The 18,864-nt window shown below is 70.0% G+C and carries 22 protein-coding genes; 10 read left to right on the forward strand and 12 right to left on the reverse strand.

What is annotated here, in order from left to right:
• Positions 1-9: 9 nt before the first annotated feature.
• Together eccD and mycP are read left to right on the forward strand one after the other, a co-directional pair.
• A complete protein-coding gene (gene eccD / locus G6N49_RS17505) occupies positions 10-1,311 on the forward strand; it encodes a type VII secretion integral membrane protein EccD (RefSeq protein ID WP_235679533.1) in 1,302 nt (433 codons plus the stop codon).
• The gene (mycP, locus tag G6N49_RS17510) at positions 1,308-2,645 is read left to right on the forward strand and encodes a type VII secretion-associated serine protease mycosin (protein WP_011854865.1); all 1,338 of its coding nucleotides are present in this window, start codon (positions 1,308-1,310) and stop codon (positions 2,643-2,645) included. The genes eccD and mycP overlap by 4 nt, the downstream gene beginning before the upstream one ends.
• Here mycP and eccB read toward each other — a convergent pair.
• Entirely contained in the window at positions 2,601-3,974 is a 1,374-nt protein-coding gene (eccB, locus tag G6N49_RS17515) for a type VII secretion protein EccB (RefSeq protein ID WP_011768102.1), read from the reverse strand. The genes mycP and eccB overlap by 45 nt on opposite strands.
• A 99-nt stretch (positions 3,975-4,073) precedes the next feature.
• Here eccB and G6N49_RS17520 point away from each other — a divergent pair, with 99 nt between their 5' ends.
• Positions 4,074-5,216, forward strand: a complete 1,143-nt coding sequence (locus tag G6N49_RS17520; RefSeq protein WP_234786957.1) for a GGDEF domain-containing protein — start codon at positions 4,074-4,076, stop codon at positions 5,214-5,216.
• Here the strand turns inward: G6N49_RS17520 and G6N49_RS17525 are convergent.
• Positions 5,213-5,767, reverse strand: coding sequence for a CGNR zinc finger domain-containing protein (locus G6N49_RS17525; protein ID WP_011854864.1), 555 nt, complete (start codon positions 5,765-5,767; stop codon positions 5,213-5,215). The two genes, G6N49_RS17520 and G6N49_RS17525, sit on opposite strands and share 4 nt — an antisense overlap.
• A gap of 68 nt (positions 5,768-5,835) precedes the next feature.
• Here G6N49_RS17525 and G6N49_RS17530 point away from each other — a divergent pair, with 68 nt between their 5' ends.
• Genes G6N49_RS17530 through G6N49_RS17540 form a run of 3 tightly spaced genes read left to right on the forward strand, consistent with a single transcriptional unit; the run spans position 5,836 to position 8,326 of the window.
• Positions 5,836-6,915: an EamA family transporter gene (locus tag G6N49_RS17530; protein ID WP_011854863.1), complete on the forward strand. Its 1,080-nt coding sequence runs from the start codon at positions 5,836-5,838 to the stop codon at positions 6,913-6,915.
• A gap of 17 nt (positions 6,916-6,932) precedes the next feature.
• On the forward strand, positions 6,933-7,607 hold the full coding sequence (locus tag G6N49_RS17535; protein ID WP_011558529.1) for a cutinase family protein: 675 nt from the start codon (positions 6,933-6,935) through the stop codon (positions 7,605-7,607).
• Between the two features lie 5 nt (positions 7,608-7,612).
• Positions 7,613-8,326, forward strand: a complete 714-nt coding sequence (locus tag G6N49_RS17540) for a cutinase family protein (protein ID WP_011558528.1) — start codon at positions 7,613-7,615, stop codon at positions 8,324-8,326.
• 59 nt (positions 8,327-8,385) lie between these two features.
• Here G6N49_RS17540 and truA read toward each other — a convergent pair whose 3' ends face one another.
• The 8 genes from truA to infA form a co-directional block, all read right to left on the reverse strand.
• The gene (truA, locus tag G6N49_RS17545) at positions 8,386-9,285 is read right to left on the reverse strand and encodes a tRNA pseudouridine(38-40) synthase TruA (RefSeq protein ID WP_011854862.1); all 900 of its coding nucleotides are present in this window, start codon (positions 9,283-9,285) and stop codon (positions 8,386-8,388) included.
• Positions 9,286-9,289: 4 nt separating this feature from the next.
• The gene (gene rplQ / locus G6N49_RS17550) at positions 9,290-9,877 is read right to left on the reverse strand and encodes a 50S ribosomal protein L17 (protein ID WP_011558526.1); all 588 of its coding nucleotides are present in this window, start codon (positions 9,875-9,877) and stop codon (positions 9,290-9,292) included.
• Positions 9,878-9,951: 74 nt separating this feature from the next.
• Positions 9,952-11,004 (reverse strand): DNA-directed RNA polymerase subunit alpha, encoded by a 1,053-nt coding sequence (locus G6N49_RS17555; protein WP_011558525.1) that lies wholly within the window; start codon positions 11,002-11,004, stop codon positions 9,952-9,954.
• A 76-nt stretch (positions 11,005-11,080) separates the two neighbouring features.
• Entirely contained in the window at positions 11,081-11,686 is a 606-nt protein-coding gene (gene rpsD / locus G6N49_RS17560) for a 30S ribosomal protein S4 (protein ID WP_011558524.1), read from the reverse strand.
• Positions 11,687-11,700: 14 nt separating this feature from the next.
• Positions 11,701-12,117 (reverse strand): 30S ribosomal protein S11, encoded by a 417-nt coding sequence (rpsK, locus tag G6N49_RS17565; protein WP_011558523.1) that lies wholly within the window; start codon positions 12,115-12,117, stop codon positions 11,701-11,703.
• Positions 12,118-12,121: 4 nt separating this feature from the next.
• Entirely contained in the window at positions 12,122-12,496 is a 375-nt protein-coding gene (rpsM, locus tag G6N49_RS17570; protein ID WP_011558522.1) for a 30S ribosomal protein S13, read from the reverse strand.
• A gap of 172 nt (positions 12,497-12,668) precedes the next feature.
• Positions 12,669-12,782 carry a 50S ribosomal protein L36 gene (gene rpmJ, locus G6N49_RS17575; RefSeq protein WP_003879483.1) on the reverse strand — a complete coding sequence of 38 codons (114 nt, stop codon included), beginning with the start codon at positions 12,780-12,782 and terminating at the stop codon, positions 12,669-12,671.
• Between the two features lie 35 nt (positions 12,783-12,817).
• Positions 12,818-13,039: a translation initiation factor IF-1 gene (infA, locus tag G6N49_RS17580; protein WP_003418601.1), complete on the reverse strand. Its 222-nt coding sequence runs from the start codon at positions 13,037-13,039 to the stop codon at positions 12,818-12,820.
• A gap of 400 nt (positions 13,040-13,439) precedes the next feature.
• Here infA and G6N49_RS17585 point away from each other — a divergent pair, with 400 nt between their 5' ends.
• A complete protein-coding gene (locus G6N49_RS17585; RefSeq protein WP_011854861.1) occupies positions 13,440-14,432 on the forward strand; it encodes an Acg family FMN-binding oxidoreductase in 993 nt (330 codons plus the stop codon).
• Positions 14,433-14,438: 6 nt separating this feature from the next.
• Here G6N49_RS17585 and G6N49_RS17590 read toward each other — a convergent pair whose 3' ends face one another.
• The gene (locus G6N49_RS17590; protein WP_234786958.1) at positions 14,439-14,939 is read right to left on the reverse strand and encodes a GNAT family N-acetyltransferase; all 501 of its coding nucleotides are present in this window, start codon (positions 14,937-14,939) and stop codon (positions 14,439-14,441) included.
• A 38-nt stretch (positions 14,940-14,977) separates the two neighbouring features.
• On the reverse strand, positions 14,978-15,793 hold the full coding sequence (locus G6N49_RS17595) for a universal stress protein (RefSeq protein ID WP_197913484.1): 816 nt from the start codon (positions 15,791-15,793) through the stop codon (positions 14,978-14,980).
• A 183-nt stretch (positions 15,794-15,976) separates the two neighbouring features.
• Between G6N49_RS17595 and G6N49_RS17600 the strand changes: the two genes are divergently transcribed.
• The 3 genes from G6N49_RS17600 (at position 15,977) to G6N49_RS17610 (ending at position 18,854) form a co-directional block, all read left to right on the forward strand.
• Positions 15,977-16,864: a universal stress protein gene (locus tag G6N49_RS17600; RefSeq protein ID WP_011558518.1), complete on the forward strand. Its 888-nt coding sequence runs from the start codon at positions 15,977-15,979 to the stop codon at positions 16,862-16,864.
• A 10-nt stretch (positions 16,865-16,874) separates the two neighbouring features.
• Positions 16,875-17,882 (forward strand): magnesium transporter, encoded by a 1,008-nt coding sequence (locus G6N49_RS17605; protein ID WP_011854858.1) that lies wholly within the window; start codon positions 16,875-16,877, stop codon positions 17,880-17,882.
• A 93-nt stretch (positions 17,883-17,975) separates the two neighbouring features.
• Complete coding sequence (locus tag G6N49_RS17610; RefSeq protein ID WP_011854857.1) at positions 17,976-18,854, forward strand: universal stress protein; 879 nt, start codon at positions 17,976-17,978, stop codon at positions 18,852-18,854.
• The last annotated feature ends 10 nt before the right edge of the window (positions 18,855-18,864 follow it).

An 18,864-nucleotide genomic window follows, 5' to 3' on the forward strand; every position in this document is an offset into this window, starting at 1 on the left:
GGAGTAGCCGTGTCGGCCAACGTGTGTCACGTCTCTGTCCATGCCGACGACGTCGGCGCGGTGGATCTCGCGCTGCCCGCGCGGCTGCCGGTGGCGTCGCTGATCCCGGACATCGTCCGATTGGCCGGTGCCGACACCGGGACGCCGGCACGGTGGGAGCTCGCCACGCTGTGCGGCACCGTCCTCGACGAGGCGGTTCCGTTGCAGGATCAGGACGTTCGCGACGGTGACGTGTTGCTGCTGAGCCCCACGCTGTCCCGTGTGCCGCGGTTCGACCGACCCGATGTCGTCACCGCGGTGCTGGCGTCGGCGCCGCCGCAGGGTGACACGCGTGCGCTGCGGGTGGTCGTGGGGGTGATCGCGGCGGCGGCGGGGGCGCTCGCCGGTCTGGCCGGGCAGAGATCGGCGTCGCTGATCACCCTCGGCATGCTGGCGTGCCTGGTCGGCGGGACCGCGGTCGCCATGTCGCGGGCGGGACGGGAGATGTGGGTGTGCGGTCCCCTCGGGTGGCTCACCGTGCTGTTGGCCGGGCTGTGCGGGGCGCTGGCCGTTCCGGGCGCGCTGGATGTGCCTCACGCACTGCTGGGTGTCGCTGCCGCAGCGGCTGTTTCGCTGGTCCTCCTCCGCCTCCGGGTCGGGTCGCCGGTCGTGTCGACCGCGGCGGCGTGTGCGGGCCTGCTGTGCGCCGCGGTGATGTCGGGCGCGGTGGTGTGGCAGGTGTCGCCGCATTCGGCCGGCGTCGCGCTGGCACTGCTGGCGCTCGGTGCGTTGAGCCTGGCCCCACGTCTCTCTGTCCTGCTCTCCGGGCTGGCTCCTGCACCCTCGCTGACGGACGAACTCCTTCCCGACGCGGCCCACCGGGCGGCCGCCGGGCACCGGCTTCTCGTCGGGCTGGTGATCGGCATCTGTGCGGCGGCGTGCATCGGCACCGCCGTGGTGGCGATCGGGGGTCTCAGTGGTGCGCGACACTGGCTGTCCGGCACCGCGTTCTGCGTCGTCGCCGGAGCGGCGATGCTGCTGCGGTCACGCTGCTACGCTGCGGGCGCGTGCCGGTGGGCGCTGACGCTGTCCGGATCGTGTTCGCTCACAGCAGCATTCGTGGTGGCGGCGATGCGGTACGGTCCTTGGGCGGCGGCGGTGGCGGTCTGCGCCGGCGTCACCGTGATCGTGCGCGAGAGCCCGGGTGAGCCGTCGCCGCTCGCCGCGCGCTCCGTCGAGGTGCTCGAGTACGCCGTCCTGGCGGCGGTGGTGCCGGTCGCCTGCGCGGCACTCGACCTGTTCGCCATGGTCCGCACCTCGGACCTGATATGACCGGCCGAATCACCGCGGCGACCCTCACCGGACTGCTCGTGGCGGCGGTTCCGTTGGCGACGGCCCCGGAGGTGTCGGCGGTGACCCCACCCGCCGTCGACGACGCGTTCCTTCCCGCCGCCGCACCACCGGCACCGCCGCAGCGCACCGAACAACGCGCGGAGTGCTCCGGCGCCGAACGCGACCGGGACCCGCCTGCGGACGCACGCCAGTTGGACATGCTGAACCTGCAGAGCGTGTGGCCGCTGACCAGGGGCGCGGGCCAGACGGTCGCCGTCATCGACACCGGCGTGGCCAGGCACCGGCTCCTCCCCCGACTCATGCCCGGCGGTGACTACGTGTCGACCGGCGACGGAACCGACGACTGCGACGGGCACGGCACGCTGGTGGCCGGGATCGTCGCGGCGACAGGAGAATTCACCGGCGTGGCGCCGGATGCCGCGCTGCTGGGCATCCGTCAGTCGAGCAACAAGTTCGGGGCGGCCGACGATCCGGGCGTCACGGGGTACGGCGATGTGCAGACACTCGCGACGGCGGTGCGCGCCGCGGCGGACCTCGGTGCGACGGTGATCAACGTGTCGTCGGTGGCCTGTCTGGCTGCGGCCGATGCGCTCGACGACCGCGCGCTGGGCGCCGCCCTCGCCTATGCCGTCGACGTGCGCAATGCGGTCGTGGTGACCGCGGCGGGCAACGTCGGCGGTCCGGGCCAGTGCCCGACGCAGAACGCCACCCAACCGGGCCGACCGGATTGGCAGAGCGTCGAATCCGTTGCCAGCCCGGCCTGGTACGACGATCTGGTGCTCACGGTCGGATCGGTGCGCACCGACGGCGCCCCGTCGGAGTTCAGCCTCGCCGGACCGTGGGTCGACGTCGCCGCGCCGGGTGAGCACGTGGTGTCGCTGGACCCCGATGGTGACGGCCTGGTCGATGCCCTGCCGACCGCCGACGGCGACGCGTCGATCGCCGGCACCAGTTACGCCGCGCCGGTGGTCTCGGGGGTCGCGGCGCTGGTGCGCTCGCGCTGGCCGCACCTGACCGCCCGCCAGGTGATGCAGCGCATCGAGGACACCGCGCACCGGCCACCTGCGGGCTGGGATCCCGTCGTCGGCCACGGTGTCGTGGACGTGGCGGCCGCCGTGAGCGGCGGCGTACCCGCCGACACGACCGAGACCCCAGCGCGGTCACTGCACGCACCGGCCGACGTCCCGCACGACGGGCGGCCCCGCCGGGTCGCCATGGCCGGAGCGGGGATCTGCGTGGCGATCACGGTGCTCGTCGCGCTGAGCGCCTCATCGCACCGGCGCGGCCACTCCGACCGCGTCGCGCGTCACTGACGCTGCGGCACGGCTCAGTTCGGGTCCGCGGGGCAGCCGGGCCAGCACCGGCCACGGCGCAGGCACCGGCGACGACCCCACGCCGAGCGTGCGGGCGGTGTCGTCGTCGGGCACCCCGAACAGCACACCGAGGTCCGTCACCAGATAGCGCGGTTGTGCGCCGCCCCCGCCGCCGGTGACGCCGACCGGACGGGTGTAGACACTGCGCCCCGGCGGAAGGGACACGCCGTCCACGTTCGGTCCGGCACCGTCGGCCTGCGCAAGCTCCACGACCGCGGCAGCCGGCGCGGTGTCGACGAGCGTGGTGGTCACGTCCGGGCCGTTCATCGCCCAATGTGCGCACAGCACAGTCGGTTCGGTGATGGTCACCCGATCGGGATGGGTGGCGGTCGGCAGCGGGGCCACGGCGCCGGCCGCGGCCACCGCATCGGGGGCGACGGCGGGAATGTCTTGACTGCGTTGGCGGACGGTGAACCGGATCAGGTCGGCGGTCACCTCACCGATGCGCTGGACGCCGTCGGCCAGCACGACGTAGTACTCCGCGGTGTCGGCGCGCGGCAGGCGCACGACCTCACCCACCGGATGGCCTGCCACGGCACCCCGGCCGCCGGCGCGCGGCACGGCCGGGGCGGTGATCGGCGGGTTCTCGGGCAGCGCGTCGAGTAGTGCACGGGAGACCGGTCGCGGGGTCACACCGTCCAGCCGCAGGGCCCGCACGACCGCGGTGTCGCGCAGGTCGACCGCGGAGCGCCGGCCGGCGTGCAGCAGGTAGGTGACCGCCGGACCTTCCGACCGTGCGGTGACCAGGACGGCGCGATCCCCGGCGAGGACGCCCGGCGGTTGCGGTCCGACCGCCACCGACGTCGATTCGGCGCGGTCGCACACCGTCCACCCGGCCTCCTGCGGCGGCAGCACCGGCCCGATCACGGCCGGCGCGCCGGCGATGCCGACCTGGGGTCCGCGCCGCGCTTCGGCCAGCGCGCGGGCGCTGACCGTCCGGGGCTCCGCGGCGTTGCCGACCACCAGGCGGGCCGAGGCGAGGTTGGGCACCGGATGCAGAGTGTCGGCGATCCGCACGTAGAGGGCGCCGGACTGCGCCTCCATCACGATCGGGGCATCGCCGAGGCCGCCCTGCGGGCGCAGCACCGCCAGGATCGCGCAACCGGCCACCGCGATGGCCGCAAGCACCGCACCGGCGACGAGTGCGATCGACTGGCCGCGCAGCGGATCGTCGAGCATCCGGACGTCCGCGCGGACCAGTGCGTGTTCCATGCGGCGCATCAGGAACCGGTATCCGCTGACGTGCAGCCCGGTGGTCGGTCGGCCCATATCCACCCCCGAGGGGGAGCGTAACCGCGCTCCGCGCACCTCCCTGACGCCGATTTTCCGGCCGCCATGTCGGTGCTCGGGCATACAGTTGACGCAGCAGTGGGAGGTGTCACGATGTTCCAGGCGATGCGGCAGTACTGGCGCCAGCCGGAACATTTCTATTGGCTGACCTCCTTCCTGGCCGCGCGGGAGGCGCAGTCGGCGACGTGCCGGCTGATCGCGATGTTCGTCGCGACGCTCGGGGCGGTGCCGCTGGCGATGCAGTGGAGCGACGCCGGCCCGAACACCACCTTCGAGCGCGGTGTCGGCGCCGCGGTCACGCTCAGCTGCCTGGTGATCGCGGGCTTCTGGTTGCGGCGCCGGTGGCCGTCGCGGCGGCAATCCGGCGTGTTCGTGGCGGTGACGGCCGTCATCATCGCCGCCGGCTCCCTGATCATGTCCGACCCCGAGGCCGGTCTGCTGCTGGCGACGGGCTTCGCGGTGTTGGGGGCCTACATCGCGCTGTTCCACACCGCCCACTACATCGTCGGTGTGTTCGCGCTCTCCGAGTTCACCGGCGTCGTGCTGGCGTTCCGGCTGGCCGAGACGGCGGGTGCGGTGTGGGCGCTGACGGCGCTCACCATCGTCATGACGGTCACCGTGGCGGTGCCGTTCGCCTGCCACCTGCTGCTCTACGCCGTCGACATCGACGTGGACAACGCCGACATCGACCCGCTGACCGGGTTGTTGAACCGTGAGGCGTTCTACCGCGCCGCCGGCCACGTGGTCTCCCGCAGCCGTGACGACGATCAGCGCCTGGTGTTGGTGGTCATCAACCTCGACAACATGCGACTGCTGTGTGAGACCGACGGTGAGCTGGCGTGTGAGCGGGCCCGCGTGGCGATCGGCCAGACCCTGCGTGAGACGACCCGCCACAACGCGTTCGTCGCCCACACCGGTGACGACGAGTACCTGATCGCCGACACGTTCGCCACGACGGATTCGTTCCCGCTGGTCGAACGGGTGCGGAAGGCGATTGCCGCGACGCCGCCACGGGTGACGGCGAGCATGGGTGTGGTCAGTACACCGATGCGCGGTTTGGGTGCCTGCCCGCCGACGGAGCTGCTCGACGAGCTGATCACGGTCGCGACGATGGCGATGTACGACGCCCGCCGCGCCGGGGGCAACCAGGCCCGTTACGTCTCGTGTGACCGGCCGGCCGTCCTCGACAACGCCCGGCCGCTGGGCACCGACGACCTCTAGGAGTCCTTCGCGCGACGCTCACGGTAGGCCGCCACATGCTGACGGTTGCCGCAGTTGCCCGTATCGCAGAACATCCGCGACCGGTTGCGCGACAGATCCACCAGCACCGCCTCGCAGTCCGGTGCCGCGCAGGTCTTCAGCCGCCGCAGCTCCCCGGCGCGGATCAGGTCGGCCAGCGCCATCGCCATCTCGGCGCCCATGCGCTGCCACAGCGGATCGTGGATCGACGCCAGGTGCAGATGCCATTCCGGCATCTCGGGGTGGCGGGTCAGCCACGGGGAGGCCCGCGTGTCCGACAACAGCGCATTGACCTGACCGACGGTGCGCTCCTCGTCGTCGGCGGCCGCCCAGATCTTGCCGAGCCGCTCCCGCAGCCGATGCACGGCGGTGAGTTCGGCGTCGTCGCGGTCCCGCCGTCCGGTCCAGCCGAAACCGTCGAGGTACTCATCCAGCGCGGCCATGTCGCCGAGTTGTTCGCCCTGGACCCGATCGCTGTTGATCAGCACACACGCTGCCCGCAGTGTGAGTTCTGTGTCATGAGTGAAATTCATTTGACTCATGACTCCTTCGATCGATACGGTCAGGACCAAAGCTCATTTTACTCATTACATCTCCGGAGGTGTTCGTGGCTGCGCACGGCGCTCTCACTTCGCAGCGGGCCCCGGTCGACCACTTCCGGTCCGGCCTGATGCTTGCCGTCGGTTCGGCGTTCGCCTTCGGCATGTCCGGACCACTGGGCAAGTCGCTGATGGTCGCCGGGTGGAGCCCCACCGCGGCGGTGACGGCCCGACTGGCCGGCGGCGCGCTCCTCATGGCGGTGTTCGCGACCGTCGTGCGCCCCGGTTGGCTGCGCGAGGCCGTATCGCACTGGCGGACCGTCTTCGCCTACGGCGCGGTTCCGATCGCCGGCGCCCAGCTCTTCTACTACAACGCCGTCTCGCACCTCACGGTCGGCGTGGCACTGCTGCTGGAGTACACCGCCCCGCTGCTCGTGGTGGCGTGGCTGTGGCTGACCACCCGCCGCAGGCCGTCGAACAGGACGCTGGCGGGCGTCGCGCTCGCCGTCACGGGCATCATGCTCGTCCTCGGGGTCATCGACAGCGGCGGATTCGCCGCCGCGCACATCAGCCTCGTCGGCGTCGGCTGGGGCCTGGCCGCCGGTGTGTGCGCCGCGTGCTACTTCCTGATGTCGGAGCGGGTCGCCACCGGCGAGGAGAACGCAGGCAGCGTCCATCCGGTCACCCTGGCGGCGGCCGGGTTGGCCGTCGGCGGGGCGCTCACCGCGCTGCTCGGCCTCGTCGGCGTCATGCCGCTGACCTTCACCGCCGCCGACACCGTCATCGCCGGCTGGGCCACCTCGTGGGTGGTGCCGGTGATCGCGCTCGGCCTCATCCCGACCGCGATCGCTTACACGCTGGGCATCATGGGCATTGCGCGGCTGCGGCCGCGGTTCGCCTCACTGGTCGGGCTGTCGGAAGTGCTGTTCGCCGTGCTGGCGGCCTGGGTCCTGCTCGGCGAATCGATGACCGTGGTGCAGGCGCTCGGCGGGGTCATCGTGCTGAGCGGCCTCGCGCTCGCCCGCCAGGGAGACCGGCAGGATTCTCGCGATGCCGACGGCGGGGACCTGGTCGCCGAGGCGATGTGGCCCGAAACACCGTTCGAGGATCGCAAAGAACCGGGATCCGTTGGCTGTAGCTAGCCCACCTATGTGATTATGTGCCGGTGATCTCGCTTCGGGCCGGTGCGCGCCTGGCCGCCACCGCACTCTCCGTCGTCACCGCCGGTGTCCTCGTCGCCGCGGGCCCCGCGCCGAGCGCTACCGCGCAGGGCTGCTCCGATGTCGAGCTGATCTTCGCGCGCGGCACCAGCGAACCGGCGGGCATCGGCCGGGTCGGCCAGGCACTCGCCGACGCGATGCGCCCGATCCTCGGGGGGCGCACGCTGAGCACCTACGGCGTGAACTACCCGGCCACCTACGACTTCCTGACCACCGCCGCGGGGGCGGCCGACGCGACCGCGCGGATCGCGTCGGTCTCGAGTCAGTGCCCCGGCACGCGATTCGTGCTGGGCGGGTACTCGCAAGGCGCGGCGGTGATCGACATGCTCGCCGGCGTTCCACCGCTCGGGAACCGGATCGGCGACATCGGATCGGCGCCGCCGCTGCCGGGGAGCTACGTCAGCGACGTCGCGGCGGTCACGGTGTTCGGCAACCCCGCCACCAAGTTCGGCAACCCCGTCAACGCGCGGGGCCTGTTCGCCGGACGCGGAATCGACCTCTGCAGCGACGGCGACCCGATCTGCTCGGACGGCCGCAACCCCTTCGCGCACACCAACTACGAATCGTCGCCGTTCATCGGTCAGGCAGCAGGATTCGCAGCCGGCCTGATTTGACGATCATGTCGGTTACCATCGACGGGGTGCAAGATCATTCCGCCTCGCCCCGCTGGGTCCGCCGGTGTCTGACGCTCGCCGCGTCCGTGTTCGTCGCCGCCGGACTACTCATCGCGCCTTCGACACTGTCACGCACCGCCGCCGTCGCGTCCGCGCAGTCGTGCCCACAGGCCGAGCTGATCTTCGCTCGCGGCCGCACCGAATCGCCCGGCGCCGGTGTGATCGGCAATGCACTGATCAGCGCCCTGCGCAGCAAGACCGACAAGGACATCGGCCTCTACTCCGTGCAGTACCCGGCGGACACCGAGATCGACATGGGCGCCAACGACATGAGCTCACGCATCCAGGACATGGCCGGACGGTGCCCCGACACCCGCCTGGTGCTGGGCGGCTATTCGCTCGGCGCGGCCGTGACCGACATCGTGCTCGCGGCACCGATCGCGGCGTTCGGTTTCGACAGGCCGCTGCCGCCGGGCATGGACCAGCACATCGCCGCGATCGCCCTGTTCGGCAACGGCGTCGCGTGGGTCGGGCCGATCACCAACTTCAGCCCGCTCTACCGCGAACGCACGATCGAGCTGTGCCACGGCGCCGATCCGATCTGCAGCCCGGCCGACCCCAACACCTGGGAAGGCAACTGGCCCGACCACGCGGCCAGGGCCTACATCAACGCCGGCATGGTCAACCAGGCCGCGGATTTCATCGCCGGCCGGATCTGACGCTGCGATTTCGGCGTGCTGGGTAGTGCTACGCGCGACTGGGCACGCCGAAATCGCCCCTAGTCGATGACGCGCAGGTCGCGGGTGACCAGCGTGCGTGCCGCCAGTTCGTCGTCCGGCGGATAGTCCACGCCGACGAGCGTGAGTCCCTGGGGCGGTGCGGCGGCGAACTCGCTGGACCGCCGTGTCGCGCTCAACAATCCGGCGCACCACTCCGGTTCGCGGCGGTGCTCCCCCACCGCGATCAGCGCGCCGACGAGCGAGCGGACCATCGACCAGCAGAACGCGTCCGCGCTGACATAGGCGGTGACCAGGTCGCCGTCGCGCGTCCACTCCAGCCGCTGCAGATCGCGAATCGTGGTGGCCCCCTCGCGATGCCGGCAGAACGCCGCGAAGTCACGCAGCCCGACCAACTGCGAGCCGGCGTCGTTCATCGCCTCGACGTCGAGCGGCCGCGGCCACGGCGTGACGAATCGCGCCGACTGCGGCTCCACCCCGTACGGCGCGGTGCCGAGCCGGTAGGTGTAGTGGCGTCGCAGCGCGGAGAAGCGGGCGTCGAACCCCGTGGGCGCCCTGATGATGTCGCGGATCCGGACGTCGGCGGGAAGGAACCGCCCGAGCCGACGGACCAGCGGCAGGAACTCGGGTTCGTCGGGCCGGGCGCTGCGCGGGTACGCGTGGGGCAGCGCGTCATCCGGTACGTCGACATGGGCGACCTGACCGGTGGCGTGCACGCCCGCGTCGGTGCGCCCGGCCGCCCGCACGGTCACCGGCGTGCGGAACACCGTCGTCAGCGCCTCGTCGATCAGCCCCGCGACGGTGCGCTGACCGGTCTGCGGCGCCCACCCCGCGAAGTCGGTGCCGTCGTAACTGACGTCGAGCCGGAGACGAGTCAGCGCACGCGAGGAGGACAAATGAACAAGCCCGCCATCGGTGTCGATGGCGGGCTCGTTCGTCATGCTGTTACGACTTGTCAGCGTCCGAATCCTGGGTGGGATCGTCGGTCTCGGTGGACCGCGACGCCTCCGAAGCCGTGGTGTCCTCGGCTTCCGGCAGAGCCGACGAGTCGTCGGCGTCCGGACCCTCGGTCGCCTCGGGCTCGACAGCGGCCTGCGGAGCGGCCGCGGCAGCCACCGGAGCGGTCTGCTTGGACGCACCCACGCGGCGGGCCCGGTTGGCCTCCGACGTCACCGTCTTCTCCCGCACCAGCTCGATGACCGCCATCGGGGCGTTGTCGCCCTTACGCGGCTCGACCTTGATGATCCGGGTGTAGCCACCCTCGCGGTCGGCGAAGAACGGACCGATCTCGGCGAACAGGGTGTGCACGACATCCTTGTCGCGGATCTTCTTCATCACCTCGCGGCGATTGTGCAGCTCACCCTTCTTGGCGTGGGTGATCAGCTTCTCCGCGTACGGACGCAGCGCCCGCGCCTTCGGCTCGGTCGTCTTGATCCGGCCGTGCTCGAACAGCGACGTGGCCAGGTTGGCCAGCAGGGCCTTCTGGTGCGACGACGACCCGCCGAGGCGAGGACCCTTGGTGGGCTTGGGCATTGCGACTATCTCCTATGTGGGGCCGACCCCCGTATCAGGTAGGGCCGGGACGGAACTCTGAGAGCTGTTGCGCCTTAGAGCTGTTCGGTCTCGGCGTAGTCCTGGTTGTCTTCCAGGTCGTAGCCGGCGTCGCTGTTCCAGGTGCCGGTGGCGGCGTCGTAACCGGCGACCTCGGACGGATCGAACGTGGCGGGGCTGTCCTTGAGCGAGAGACCCAGCTGGTGCAGCTTGATCTTCACCTCGTCGATGGACTTCTGGCCGAAGTTGCGGATGTCCAGCAGATCGGACTCCGTGCGGGCCACGAGCTCGCCCACCGTGTGCACACCCTCGCGCTTGAGGCAGTTGTACGAGCGGACGGTCAGGTCCAGGTCGTCGATCGGCAGCGCGAAGCTGGCGATGTGGTCGGCCTCGGCCGGCGACGGCCCGATCTCGATGCCCTCGGCCTCGACGTTGAGCTCACGCGCCAGACCGAACAGCTCGACCAGCGTCTTGCCCGCCGAGGCGAGCGCGTCACGCGGGGTGATCGAGTTCTTGGTCTCGACGTCGAGGATCAGCTTGTCGAAGTCGGTGCGCTGCTCGACACGGGTGGCCTCCACCTTGTAGGTCACCTTGAGCACCGGCGAGTAGATCGAGTCGACCGGGATGCGGCCGATCTCGGCGCCGGACGCCTTGTTCTGCACGGCGGGCACGTAACCGCGACCGCGCTCGACGACCAGCTCGACCTCGAGCTTGCCCTTGTCGTTCAGCGTCGCGATGTGCATCTCGGGGTTGTGCACCGTCACACCGGCCGGCGGGACGATGTCGCCCGCGGTGACCTCACCGGGACCCTGCTTGCGCAGGTACATGGTGACCGGCTCGTCCTCCTCGGAGGACACGACCAGGCTCTTGAGGTTCAGGATGATGTCGGTGACGTCTTCCTTCACCCCGGGAACGGTGGTGAACTCGTGCAGCACGCCGTCGATGCGGATGCTGGTGACCGCTGCGCCGGGGATCGACGACAGCAGCGTGCGCCGGAGCGAGTTGCCCAGCGTGTAACCGAAACCGGGCTCCAACGGTTCGATGACGAACCGGGAGCGGTTGTCGGCAACCGTCTCTTCGGACAGTGTGGGGCGCTGAGAGATCAGCATTGTGTTTTCTCCTTCTTCACGACACCCGCTATTTGATGCCGCGCGAACCCTGCCGCCATCGGGACGGCCGGGGGTGTTACTTCGAGTAGAGCTCGACGATCAGCTGCTCGGTGAGCGGCACGTCGATCTGCGCGCGCTCCGGCAACTGGTGGACGAGGATGCGCTGACGTTCGCCGACGACCTGCAGCCACGACGGGATCGGCCGGTCACCCGCGGTCTCCCGCGCGATCACGAACGGATCGGTGTTCAGCGACTTCTCGCGCACGTCGATGATGTCGTACTGCGACACCCGGTAGCTGGGGATGTCGACCTTGACGCCGTTGACGGTGAAGTGGCCGTGGCTGACGAGCTGGCGGGCCATCCGGCGGGTGCGCGCCAGGCCGGCGCGGTACACGACGTTGTCCAGCCGGCTCTCGAGGATGCGCAGCAGGTTGTCGCCGGTCTTGCCGGGCTGCCGGTTGGCCTCGTCGTAGTAGCGACGGAACTGCTTCTCCAGCACGCCGTAGGTGAAGCGGGCCTTCTGCTTCTCCTGCAGCTGGGTGCGGTATTCGCTCTCCTTGATCCGCGCGCGACCGTGCTGGCCGGGCGGGTAGGGGCGCTTCTCGAACGACTGATCACCACCGACGAGGTCGACGCCGAGGCGGCGCGACTTGCGGGTGGCGGGTCCGGTGTAACGAGCCATTGTTCAAGTCCTCCTTAGACCCGGCGCCGCTTGGGCGGACGGCACCCGTTGTGCGGCTGCGGCGTGACATCGGCGATCGCGCCGACCTCGAGGCCGGCGGCCTGCAGCGAGCGGATGGCGGTCTCACGGCCCGAACCGGGGCCCTTCACGAAGACGTCGACCTTCTTGACGCCGTGCTCCTGCGCCTTGCGGGCGGCGTTCTCCGCCGCCAGCTGCGCGGCGAACGGGGTCGACTTACGCGAGCCCTTGAACCCGACGTGTCCCGACGACGCCCAGGCGATGACGTTGCCCTGGGGATCGGTGATCGACACGATCGTGTTGTTGAAGGTGCTCTTGATGTGTGCGGCGCCGTGCGGGACGTTCTTCTTTTCCCTGCGGCGGGTCTTCTGCCCCTTCTTCGCGGAGGAAGCGGCTGCTTTCTTCGGTGGCATCTACTTACCTGGCCTTCTTCTTGCCGGCGATGGTGCGCTTCGGGCCCTTGCGGGTGCGCGCGTTGGTCTTGGTCCGCTGGCCGCGCACCGGCAGGCCGCGACGGTGCCGCAGACCCTGGTAGCAGCCGATCTCGATCTTGCGGCGGATGTCCGCCTGCACCTCGCGGCGCAGGTCGCCCTCCACCTTCAGGTTCGCTTCGATGTAATCGCGCAGCTGGGTGACCTGATCGTCGGTCAGGTCCTTGGTGCGCAGATCCCGGTCGATGCCGGTCGCCTCCAGGATCTCCTGGCTGCGGGTACGGCCGACGCCGTAGATGTAGGTAAGTGCGATCTCCATGCGCTTGTCGCGCGGGAGGTCAACGCCCACTAGTCGGGCCATGGGTGTGCCATTCCTTCTTCTTGGCGGAGGTCTGTTCCCAGTCCGCTCCCGCCGTGGTGGCGGGGCCCGGCCTCCGTCCGGGCGTGTCCGCGCAGCCAATCCGCGCGGTGGTACTGGGAGGTCATCATTGAGTTGTTCTCAGGGTGTGGCCGGCGTGGGAGCCGGGCCGGGATCAGCCCTGCCGCTGCTTGTGGCGGGGGTCGGAGCAGATCACCATGACCCGCCCATGCCGACGGATCACCCTGCACTTGTCGCAAATGGGCTTGACGCTCGGGTTCACCTTCACGGCGTGCAGATCCTTCTTCGTCGTTCTGTCTGGGTTTACTTGTACCGATACACGATGCGGCCCCGGGACAGGTCGTAGGGAGACAGCTCCACCACGACGCGGTCCTCGGGCAGGATACGGATGTAGTGCTGCCGCATCTTGCCGCTGATGTGGGCGAGAACCTTGTGACCGTTCTCCAGCTCAATGCGGAACATCGCATTGGGCAGGGGTTCGACCACGCGACCCTCGACCTCTATGGCACCGTCTTTCTTTGCCATAACTTTTCGGAGATCCTCCGTTGCCTTCTGGTTGTCGGCGTCCGTCGCCGCTATCAGCGACGGGCTGCACTGGCACAGTTACGCCCCGACCACGAAACGTGAGCCGGTAGTCGGAAATTCCGGAAACCAGAGGCACGCAGGAGCCGGCGCGGGCACCGCACCGTTGGTCAATACTACCCGCTCGGATGGGTTGCCCAAAATCGCGCCGATCGGCGCATCCGACAGGGAACGCAGCCGCGATGGGGACGACCCTACTCCGCCGGCCCGCGGCGCGCCGGGGCTGCCGGTGGGCCACCCCCGGGGGAATCGAAAGGTCCATCCGATTCGGGACCTTCGTCTCTGTCCGACCAGGAGGCGCCCGCGGCACCGTGGTGAGGACATCATCTCGAGAGGCAAGATCATGACCGTTCGGTCGCCGGGCACTGACACCCTGCGTACGGCCCTTTCGCTGGCCAACCGTGCGCCCTCCATCCACAACTCCCAACCGTGGCACTGGCAGGTGGGCGCCCACAGCGTGCACCTCTACGTCGATGAGTCGCTGCGCCTGGCGCACACCGACCCCGACGCCCGGGAGCTCATCGTCAGCTGCGGTGCCGCGCTGAACCACTGCGCGGTCGCGCTCACCGCGCTCGGATGGCCACCCAAGATCCGCCGCCTCCCGAACCCCGACGACCCCTCGCACCTCGCGTCGCTGGAACTGCACTCGCATCCGCCGAGTGAGTCGGATATCGCACTCGCCGCCGCGATCCCCCGCCGGCGCACCGACCGGCGCCACTTCAGCGACTGGCCGGTATCGATGGGAGACATCGCGTTGATGGGCTCACGGGCCGCCCGCGCGGGTGTGACCATGCGACGCGTCGAGCTGACACCCGCGTTCCGAACGACACTCGCCCTGGCCGTCGGGCAGCACGCGGCCGATCCGGAATACCTGGCGGAGCTCACCGGCTGGACCGGACGCCACGCGTCGACGGTCGGGGTGCCGGCCCGGAACACTCCCGAATCCGACCCGACGGCGGCGGTGCCCGCGCGGCTGTTCGCCGGCACCACGCTCGAACAGCCGGCCGGCGCGGAGCCGTCGCAGGACAGCGGTGTGGTCGTGGCGCTGGGCACCGCAACCGACGATGTCATGGGCCGGTTGCGTGCGGGCGAGGCGGCCAGCATCGTGCTGCTCACCGCGACGACGCTGGGGCTGGCCACGTGTCCGGTCACCGAACCGCTCGAGATCAGCGCGACGCGTGACGCCATCCGCGACGACGTCTTCGACGACGTGATGTATCCGCAGATCCTGCTGCGTGTCGGCTGGGCGCCCGTCAACGCGGACCCGCTGCCGGCGACACCGCGACGTCCGCTCGGTGAGCTGGCGACGTGGCTGGACGGATCGCTGCTCGTCTGAGAGCGGTCAGGGGTCCTGCTGCAGATCGACCTCGACCGATACCACCGACCCGTCGAGGTGTCGACGACACGGCCAGCCGGAATCGGTCAGCACCGTCTGCATCTCGCGGTTCTCGGCGAGGACGTCGGCGATGAAGTAATGCAGACCCTTCGCACGGGCGATGCGGCCGAGCGCGTCGAGCAGAATCGTGCCGACACCGCGGTGGTGTTGGCCGTGGGCGACGACGATCGCGACCTCCGCGCAGTCGGGGCGAGGTGAGTCGATGTAGGTCGCCACACCCAGCATGAGGTCGCCCTCGAAGGCGCCCAGCGTGAATCGGTCCGCGGATGCCTCGACCAGGGAGGTCACCCACTCGTCCATGTGCGTGGGGTGCGTGGTGAAGAACCGCAGATAGCGTTCCCGTTCGGTGAGGCCCTGCACCATTGCGGTGAGCGCTGCGCGGTCGGTGTCGGCGACCCGCCGGAGGGTGACCACGCCGCCGTCGAGAAGCTCTGCGGTGATGGGCATCTGATACTCGTTCCGACCGGTCTCGACCGGTTCCGGCATCAGCGGACCACGAGCACCGAGTGCCCCTTGTCGCGGCCGAACAGCGTGTCGTGCGGGCCGACCATGTCGGCCACCGCGTCCGCGTCGGCACTGCCGACGACGACCATCTCGATGTCGTCGTCGCGCTGATGGGTGAGGTACCGCACGATACCGCCGTCGGTCGCCACCACCTTCGTGCGCACATCGGGATAGCGGTCCGCCAATTGCGCTGTGCGCCGGTCCAACTCGTCGTAACTCGGTGCGTGCGATTCCCAGCGGCGAACTCCCACGACCACGACCGGGCAACCGCGTAGCCGGGCCTCGTCCAGCGCACCGATGACCACGCCGTCGCTGTCGGGCGTGCCATCGGTGGCGACCGCCACCGAGCCGTTCGGCGCAGGGCGGGCGCCTCTACGAAGCACCGCGACGCAACACTGCGCCTGCATCGAAACGGTGACAGCGGTGGAGCCCAGGAGCACGTTCGCGATCGCACCGATGCCCACCGATCCGACGCAGACCATCGAGGCCCCATGCGATTCGGTGACCAACTCACTGTCCGGTGACCCCCAGAGGATCTCCGTTTCGAGCTTGACCTCCCGGCCGGCCGACTGCGCCGCGGCGGAGGCCGCCCGAAGCGCCGTCTCCGCATACTCGCGTTCGAGCCGGAACTCGTCGTCCGACTGGTCGACCCGTGGCGTCACACCGGTCGCGTGCACCAGCCGCAACGGCACGGAGCGCCCGACCGCCTCATCGACCGCCCACCTCACCGCGTCGAGTGCCGCCTGCGAGCCGTCCACTCCCACCACGACCGGTCGAGCGAGCTCTGTCGTGTCCATCGGATCTCCAATTCTGGTCGGCGCAATTGACGACGCTATGGGACGGACGGCGCCGCCGACGGAGTCGTTCGACCCACCGGCCATGGTCTTTGGTCCTCCCTCTGATGCAGACCAACGCCCCCAGCGCGGTGGGCCCCCAGGTCCTAATGTCAGGACTGGTCGAGGGATCACCGAGGAGGCGATATGACCACATCAGCCAACCAGGGAATCGTAGTGGGGGTCGACGGGTCACCGCAGGGCATGCGAGCCGTCACGTGGGCGGCGCGCGAGGCCGCCGGCCGGGATGTGCCGCTGACGCTCGTCCACGTGCTGCCCGACACGGAAGTGCGGATGTGGCTTGACGTTCCGCCGACGGACGAGTTCTGGCGCACGGTCGAGCACCAGAATCGTGAGATCCAGTCCGAGGCGGTCAAGACCGCCGAGGCCGCGGTCGCCGGCACGGGTTCGCTCACCGTGCGCCAGCGCAGTGTGTCGGGCAACGCCGTACCCACGCTGGTCGACCTGTCCAAGGACGCCGAGATGGTCGTGGTGGGCAGTCGCGGCCTCGGTGCGATCGGACAACGGATCCTGGGTTCGGTGAGCCGGGGTCTGGTACACCACGCGCACTGTCCGGTCGCGGTGATTCACGACGACGAACCGGACGCGCCCGAGCGGGATCGGGCGCCCGTGGTCGTCGGTATCGACGGCTCGCCGGCATCCGAACTGGCCACGGCGATCGCATTCGATCAGGCCTCGCGGCGAAAGGTCGAACTGATCGCCGTCCACGCGTGGAGCGACCCGACGATCTACGCGTTCCCCAACGAGGAGTGGATGACCTTCAAACCGCAGGCCGACGAGGTGCTGGCAGAACGGTTGGCCGGCTGGGCGGACCGCTATCCCGATGTACCCGTGCAGCGTGTCGTGGTGCGGGACAAAGCGGTGCACCAGCTGCTGGAGCAGTCCGAACACGCCCAACTCGTGGTGGTCGGCAGCCACGGTCGCGGCGGATTCGCGGGAATGCTCCTGGGGTCGGTCAGTTCCGCGGTGGCGCAGGCGGCCCGCGTACCGGTGATCGTGGCACGCCAGTCGTGACAATGGTGCGGTGGAACGCTTGAGAGCCCCCGCCGCGGCGCGCCCGGCCGACCCTGAGCTTCTGGGCCCACCCGACCGCGCGCTGCACCATGCGTCGCTCCGGATACCCGTGGCACCGCCCGACGCCTCTGTCGCCGACACGTTGAATGCGATGCGCGGCAAGCACTTCGACAGTGCCGCCTCCGTCGCGGTGATCGAGGGGGACCGGCTGGCGGGCATCGTGACGATCGAGCGAATGTTCGGCGCCCACGAGGGCGCGCTGCTGCGCGACGTGATGGACCCGGATCCGCCGGTGGTCGCGCCCGACACCGATCAGGAGCGCGCCGCATGGGAGGCGGTGCACCGGGCTGAACCCGGTCTGGCCGTGGTCGACGAGAACGGCCGCTTCCGCGGCCTCATCTCGCCGCACCGCTTGCTGACTGTTCTGCTGGCCGAACACGACGAGGATCTGGCCCGCCTCGGTGGTTTCCTCCGCGGTGCGGCGACGGCGCGGTCGTCGAGCGTCGAGGCCGTGCGGCGGCGGCTTTGGCATCGGCTGCCGTGGCTTGTCCTCGGTCTACTCGGCGCCATGGTGTCCGCAGTGCTGATGTCGGCGTTCGAAGTTCAACTCGACGCGAACCTCGCCGTGGCCTATTTCATCCCCGGCATCGTCTACCTCGCCGACGCGGTCGGCACGCAGACCGAGACCCTGGCGATCCGGGGGTTGTCCGTGGGTGTCGGCATCCGGCGCATCACCGGTCGCGAGACGCTGACCGGACTGTCGGTGGGTGTACTACTGGGTGCGCTCATGTGGCCGGTGGTCGCGGTGATGACGTCGAGCATGGCGCTGGCTTCGGCCGTATCCGTCGCGGTCCTCGGCGCCAGCGCGATCGCGACGGTCGTGGCGCTGTTCCTGCCGTGGTTGCTGCAGCGGCTCGGCATGGACCCGGCCTTCGGCGCGGGGCCGTTGTCCACCGTCGTACAGGACCTGCTGACTATCGTCATCTACTTCGGCGCGGTGACCGTCCTGGTCAGCTGATCCGGGTCGTCAGGTGATCGGCGAACGGCCGGCTCGGGCTTCAGGGTCCAAGGTCCCTATCTCCGCCCGTCGCCGCCGCCTAACGTTGCTGATATGACCGACAGTGCGCCCACCCTGGATATCGTTGTCGGCGTGGACGGTTCGCCCACATCGGACCACGCCGTGCGGTGGGCCGCGGGTGAGGCGAAGTTGCGCGGATCGCGCCTGACCCTGGTCTATGCGGCCCCCGCGAGCCTGGCAGCGTGGTCAGCGGTGCCCGCACCCGTCGGTCTGCTCGACTGGCAACGCGAGATGGGGCAGCAGGTCCTCGAGGTCGCCGCCCAGATCGCCGACGGCGTCACCGGTGGCGCGGTGGAGGTGTCCTCGGAGTTCGTCCTCGCCGCGCCGGCGATGGAACTCGTGGAACTGTCGCGGCGGGCCCAACTCGTCGTGGTGGGGAGCCGCGGCCGCGGAGCGCTCACCCGCACCGTGCTGGGGTCGGTCAGCACGGCACTGGTGCACCGTGCCCACTGCCCGGTCGCGGTGATCCACGACGAGGCGCCGGTACCACCGGACCCGCAGGCGCCGGTCGTGTTGGGGCACGACGGATCCGCGGACTGTGAGTCGGCCACCGCGCTGGCCTTCGAGGAGGCCGGCCGACGTGGAGTGGAACTGGTCGTCGTGCGGGCCTGGTGGTCCCCGGGCGCGTTCGAGCTGCCCGGCGCCAACGCAGACGAGCTGCTCCCCGCGGTCGATCGGGAACTGTCCGAACAACTGGCCGGCTGGCAGCGGCGCTTCCCCGATGTGGCCGTTCGCCGCGTGGCGGTACTCGACCAGCCGGCGCGGCGGCTGGTCGAACAGTCCGAATCCGCCCAACTGCTGGTCGTCGGCAGCCGCGGTCACGGCGCGGTGGCCAGCGCGCTGCTGGGTTCGGTGAGCACCGCGGTGGTGCAGGCGGTCCGGATCCCCGTCATCGTCGTTCGCTCCCGCTGAGTGCGCGCAG

Origin of the sequence: Mycolicibacterium monacense, assembly GCF_010731575.1 — a bacterium.
In the GTDB taxonomy this organism is placed as follows: Bacteria; Actinomycetota; Actinomycetes; order Mycobacteriales; family Mycobacteriaceae; genus Mycobacterium; species Mycobacterium monacense.

What these genes read in the sequence shown, in the direction of transcription:
- mycP (WP_011854865.1), top strand. Translation starts at nt 1,308, where the DNA reads ATGACCGGCCGAATCACCGCGGCGACCCTCACCGGACTGCTCGTGGCG.
- eccB (WP_011768102.1), bottom strand. Translation starts at nt 3,974, where the DNA reads ATGGGCCGACCGACCACCGGGCTGCACGTCAGCGGATACCGGTTCCTG.
- G6N49_RS17525 (WP_011854864.1), bottom strand. Translation starts at nt 5,767, where the DNA reads ATGAATTTCACTCATGACACAGAACTCACACTGCGGGCAGCGTGTGTG.
- G6N49_RS17540 (WP_011558528.1), top strand. Translation starts at nt 7,613, where the DNA reads ATGTCGGTTACCATCGACGGGGTGCAAGATCATTCCGCCTCGCCCCGC.
- truA (WP_011854862.1), bottom strand. Translation starts at nt 9,285, where the DNA reads ATGACGAACGAGCCCGCCATCGACACCGATGGCGGGCTTGTTCATTTG.
- rplQ (WP_011558526.1), bottom strand. Translation starts at nt 9,877, where the DNA reads ATGCCCAAGCCCACCAAGGGTCCTCGCCTCGGCGGGTCGTCGTCGCAC.
- G6N49_RS17555 (WP_011558525.1), bottom strand. Translation starts at nt 11,004, where the DNA reads ATGCTGATCTCTCAGCGCCCCACACTGTCCGAAGAGACGGTTGCCGAC.
- rpsD (WP_011558524.1), bottom strand. Translation starts at nt 11,686, where the DNA reads ATGGCTCGTTACACCGGACCCGCCACCCGCAAGTCGCGCCGCCTCGGC.
- rpsK (WP_011558523.1), bottom strand. Translation starts at nt 12,117, where the DNA reads ATGCCACCGAAGAAAGCAGCCGCTTCCTCCGCGAAGAAGGGGCAGAAG.
- rpsM (WP_011558522.1), bottom strand. Translation starts at nt 12,496, where the DNA reads ATGGCCCGACTAGTGGGCGTTGACCTCCCGCGCGACAAGCGCATGGAG.
- infA (WP_003418601.1), bottom strand. Translation starts at nt 13,039, where the DNA reads ATGGCAAAGAAAGACGGTGCCATAGAGGTCGAGGGTCGCGTGGTCGAA.
- G6N49_RS17585 (WP_011854861.1), top strand. Translation starts at nt 13,440, where the DNA reads ATGACCGTTCGGTCGCCGGGCACTGACACCCTGCGTACGGCCCTTTCG.
- G6N49_RS17590 (WP_234786958.1), bottom strand. Translation starts at nt 14,939, where the DNA reads ATGCCCATCACCGCAGAGCTTCTCGACGGCGGCGTGGTCACCCTCCGG.
- G6N49_RS17595 (WP_197913484.1), bottom strand. Translation starts at nt 15,793, where the DNA reads ATGGACACGACAGAGCTCGCTCGACCGGTCGTGGTGGGAGTGGACGGC.
- G6N49_RS17600 (WP_011558518.1), top strand. Translation starts at nt 15,977, where the DNA reads ATGACCACATCAGCCAACCAGGGAATCGTAGTGGGGGTCGACGGGTCA.
- G6N49_RS17610 (WP_011854857.1), top strand. Translation starts at nt 17,976, where the DNA reads ATGACCGACAGTGCGCCCACCCTGGATATCGTTGTCGGCGTGGACGGT.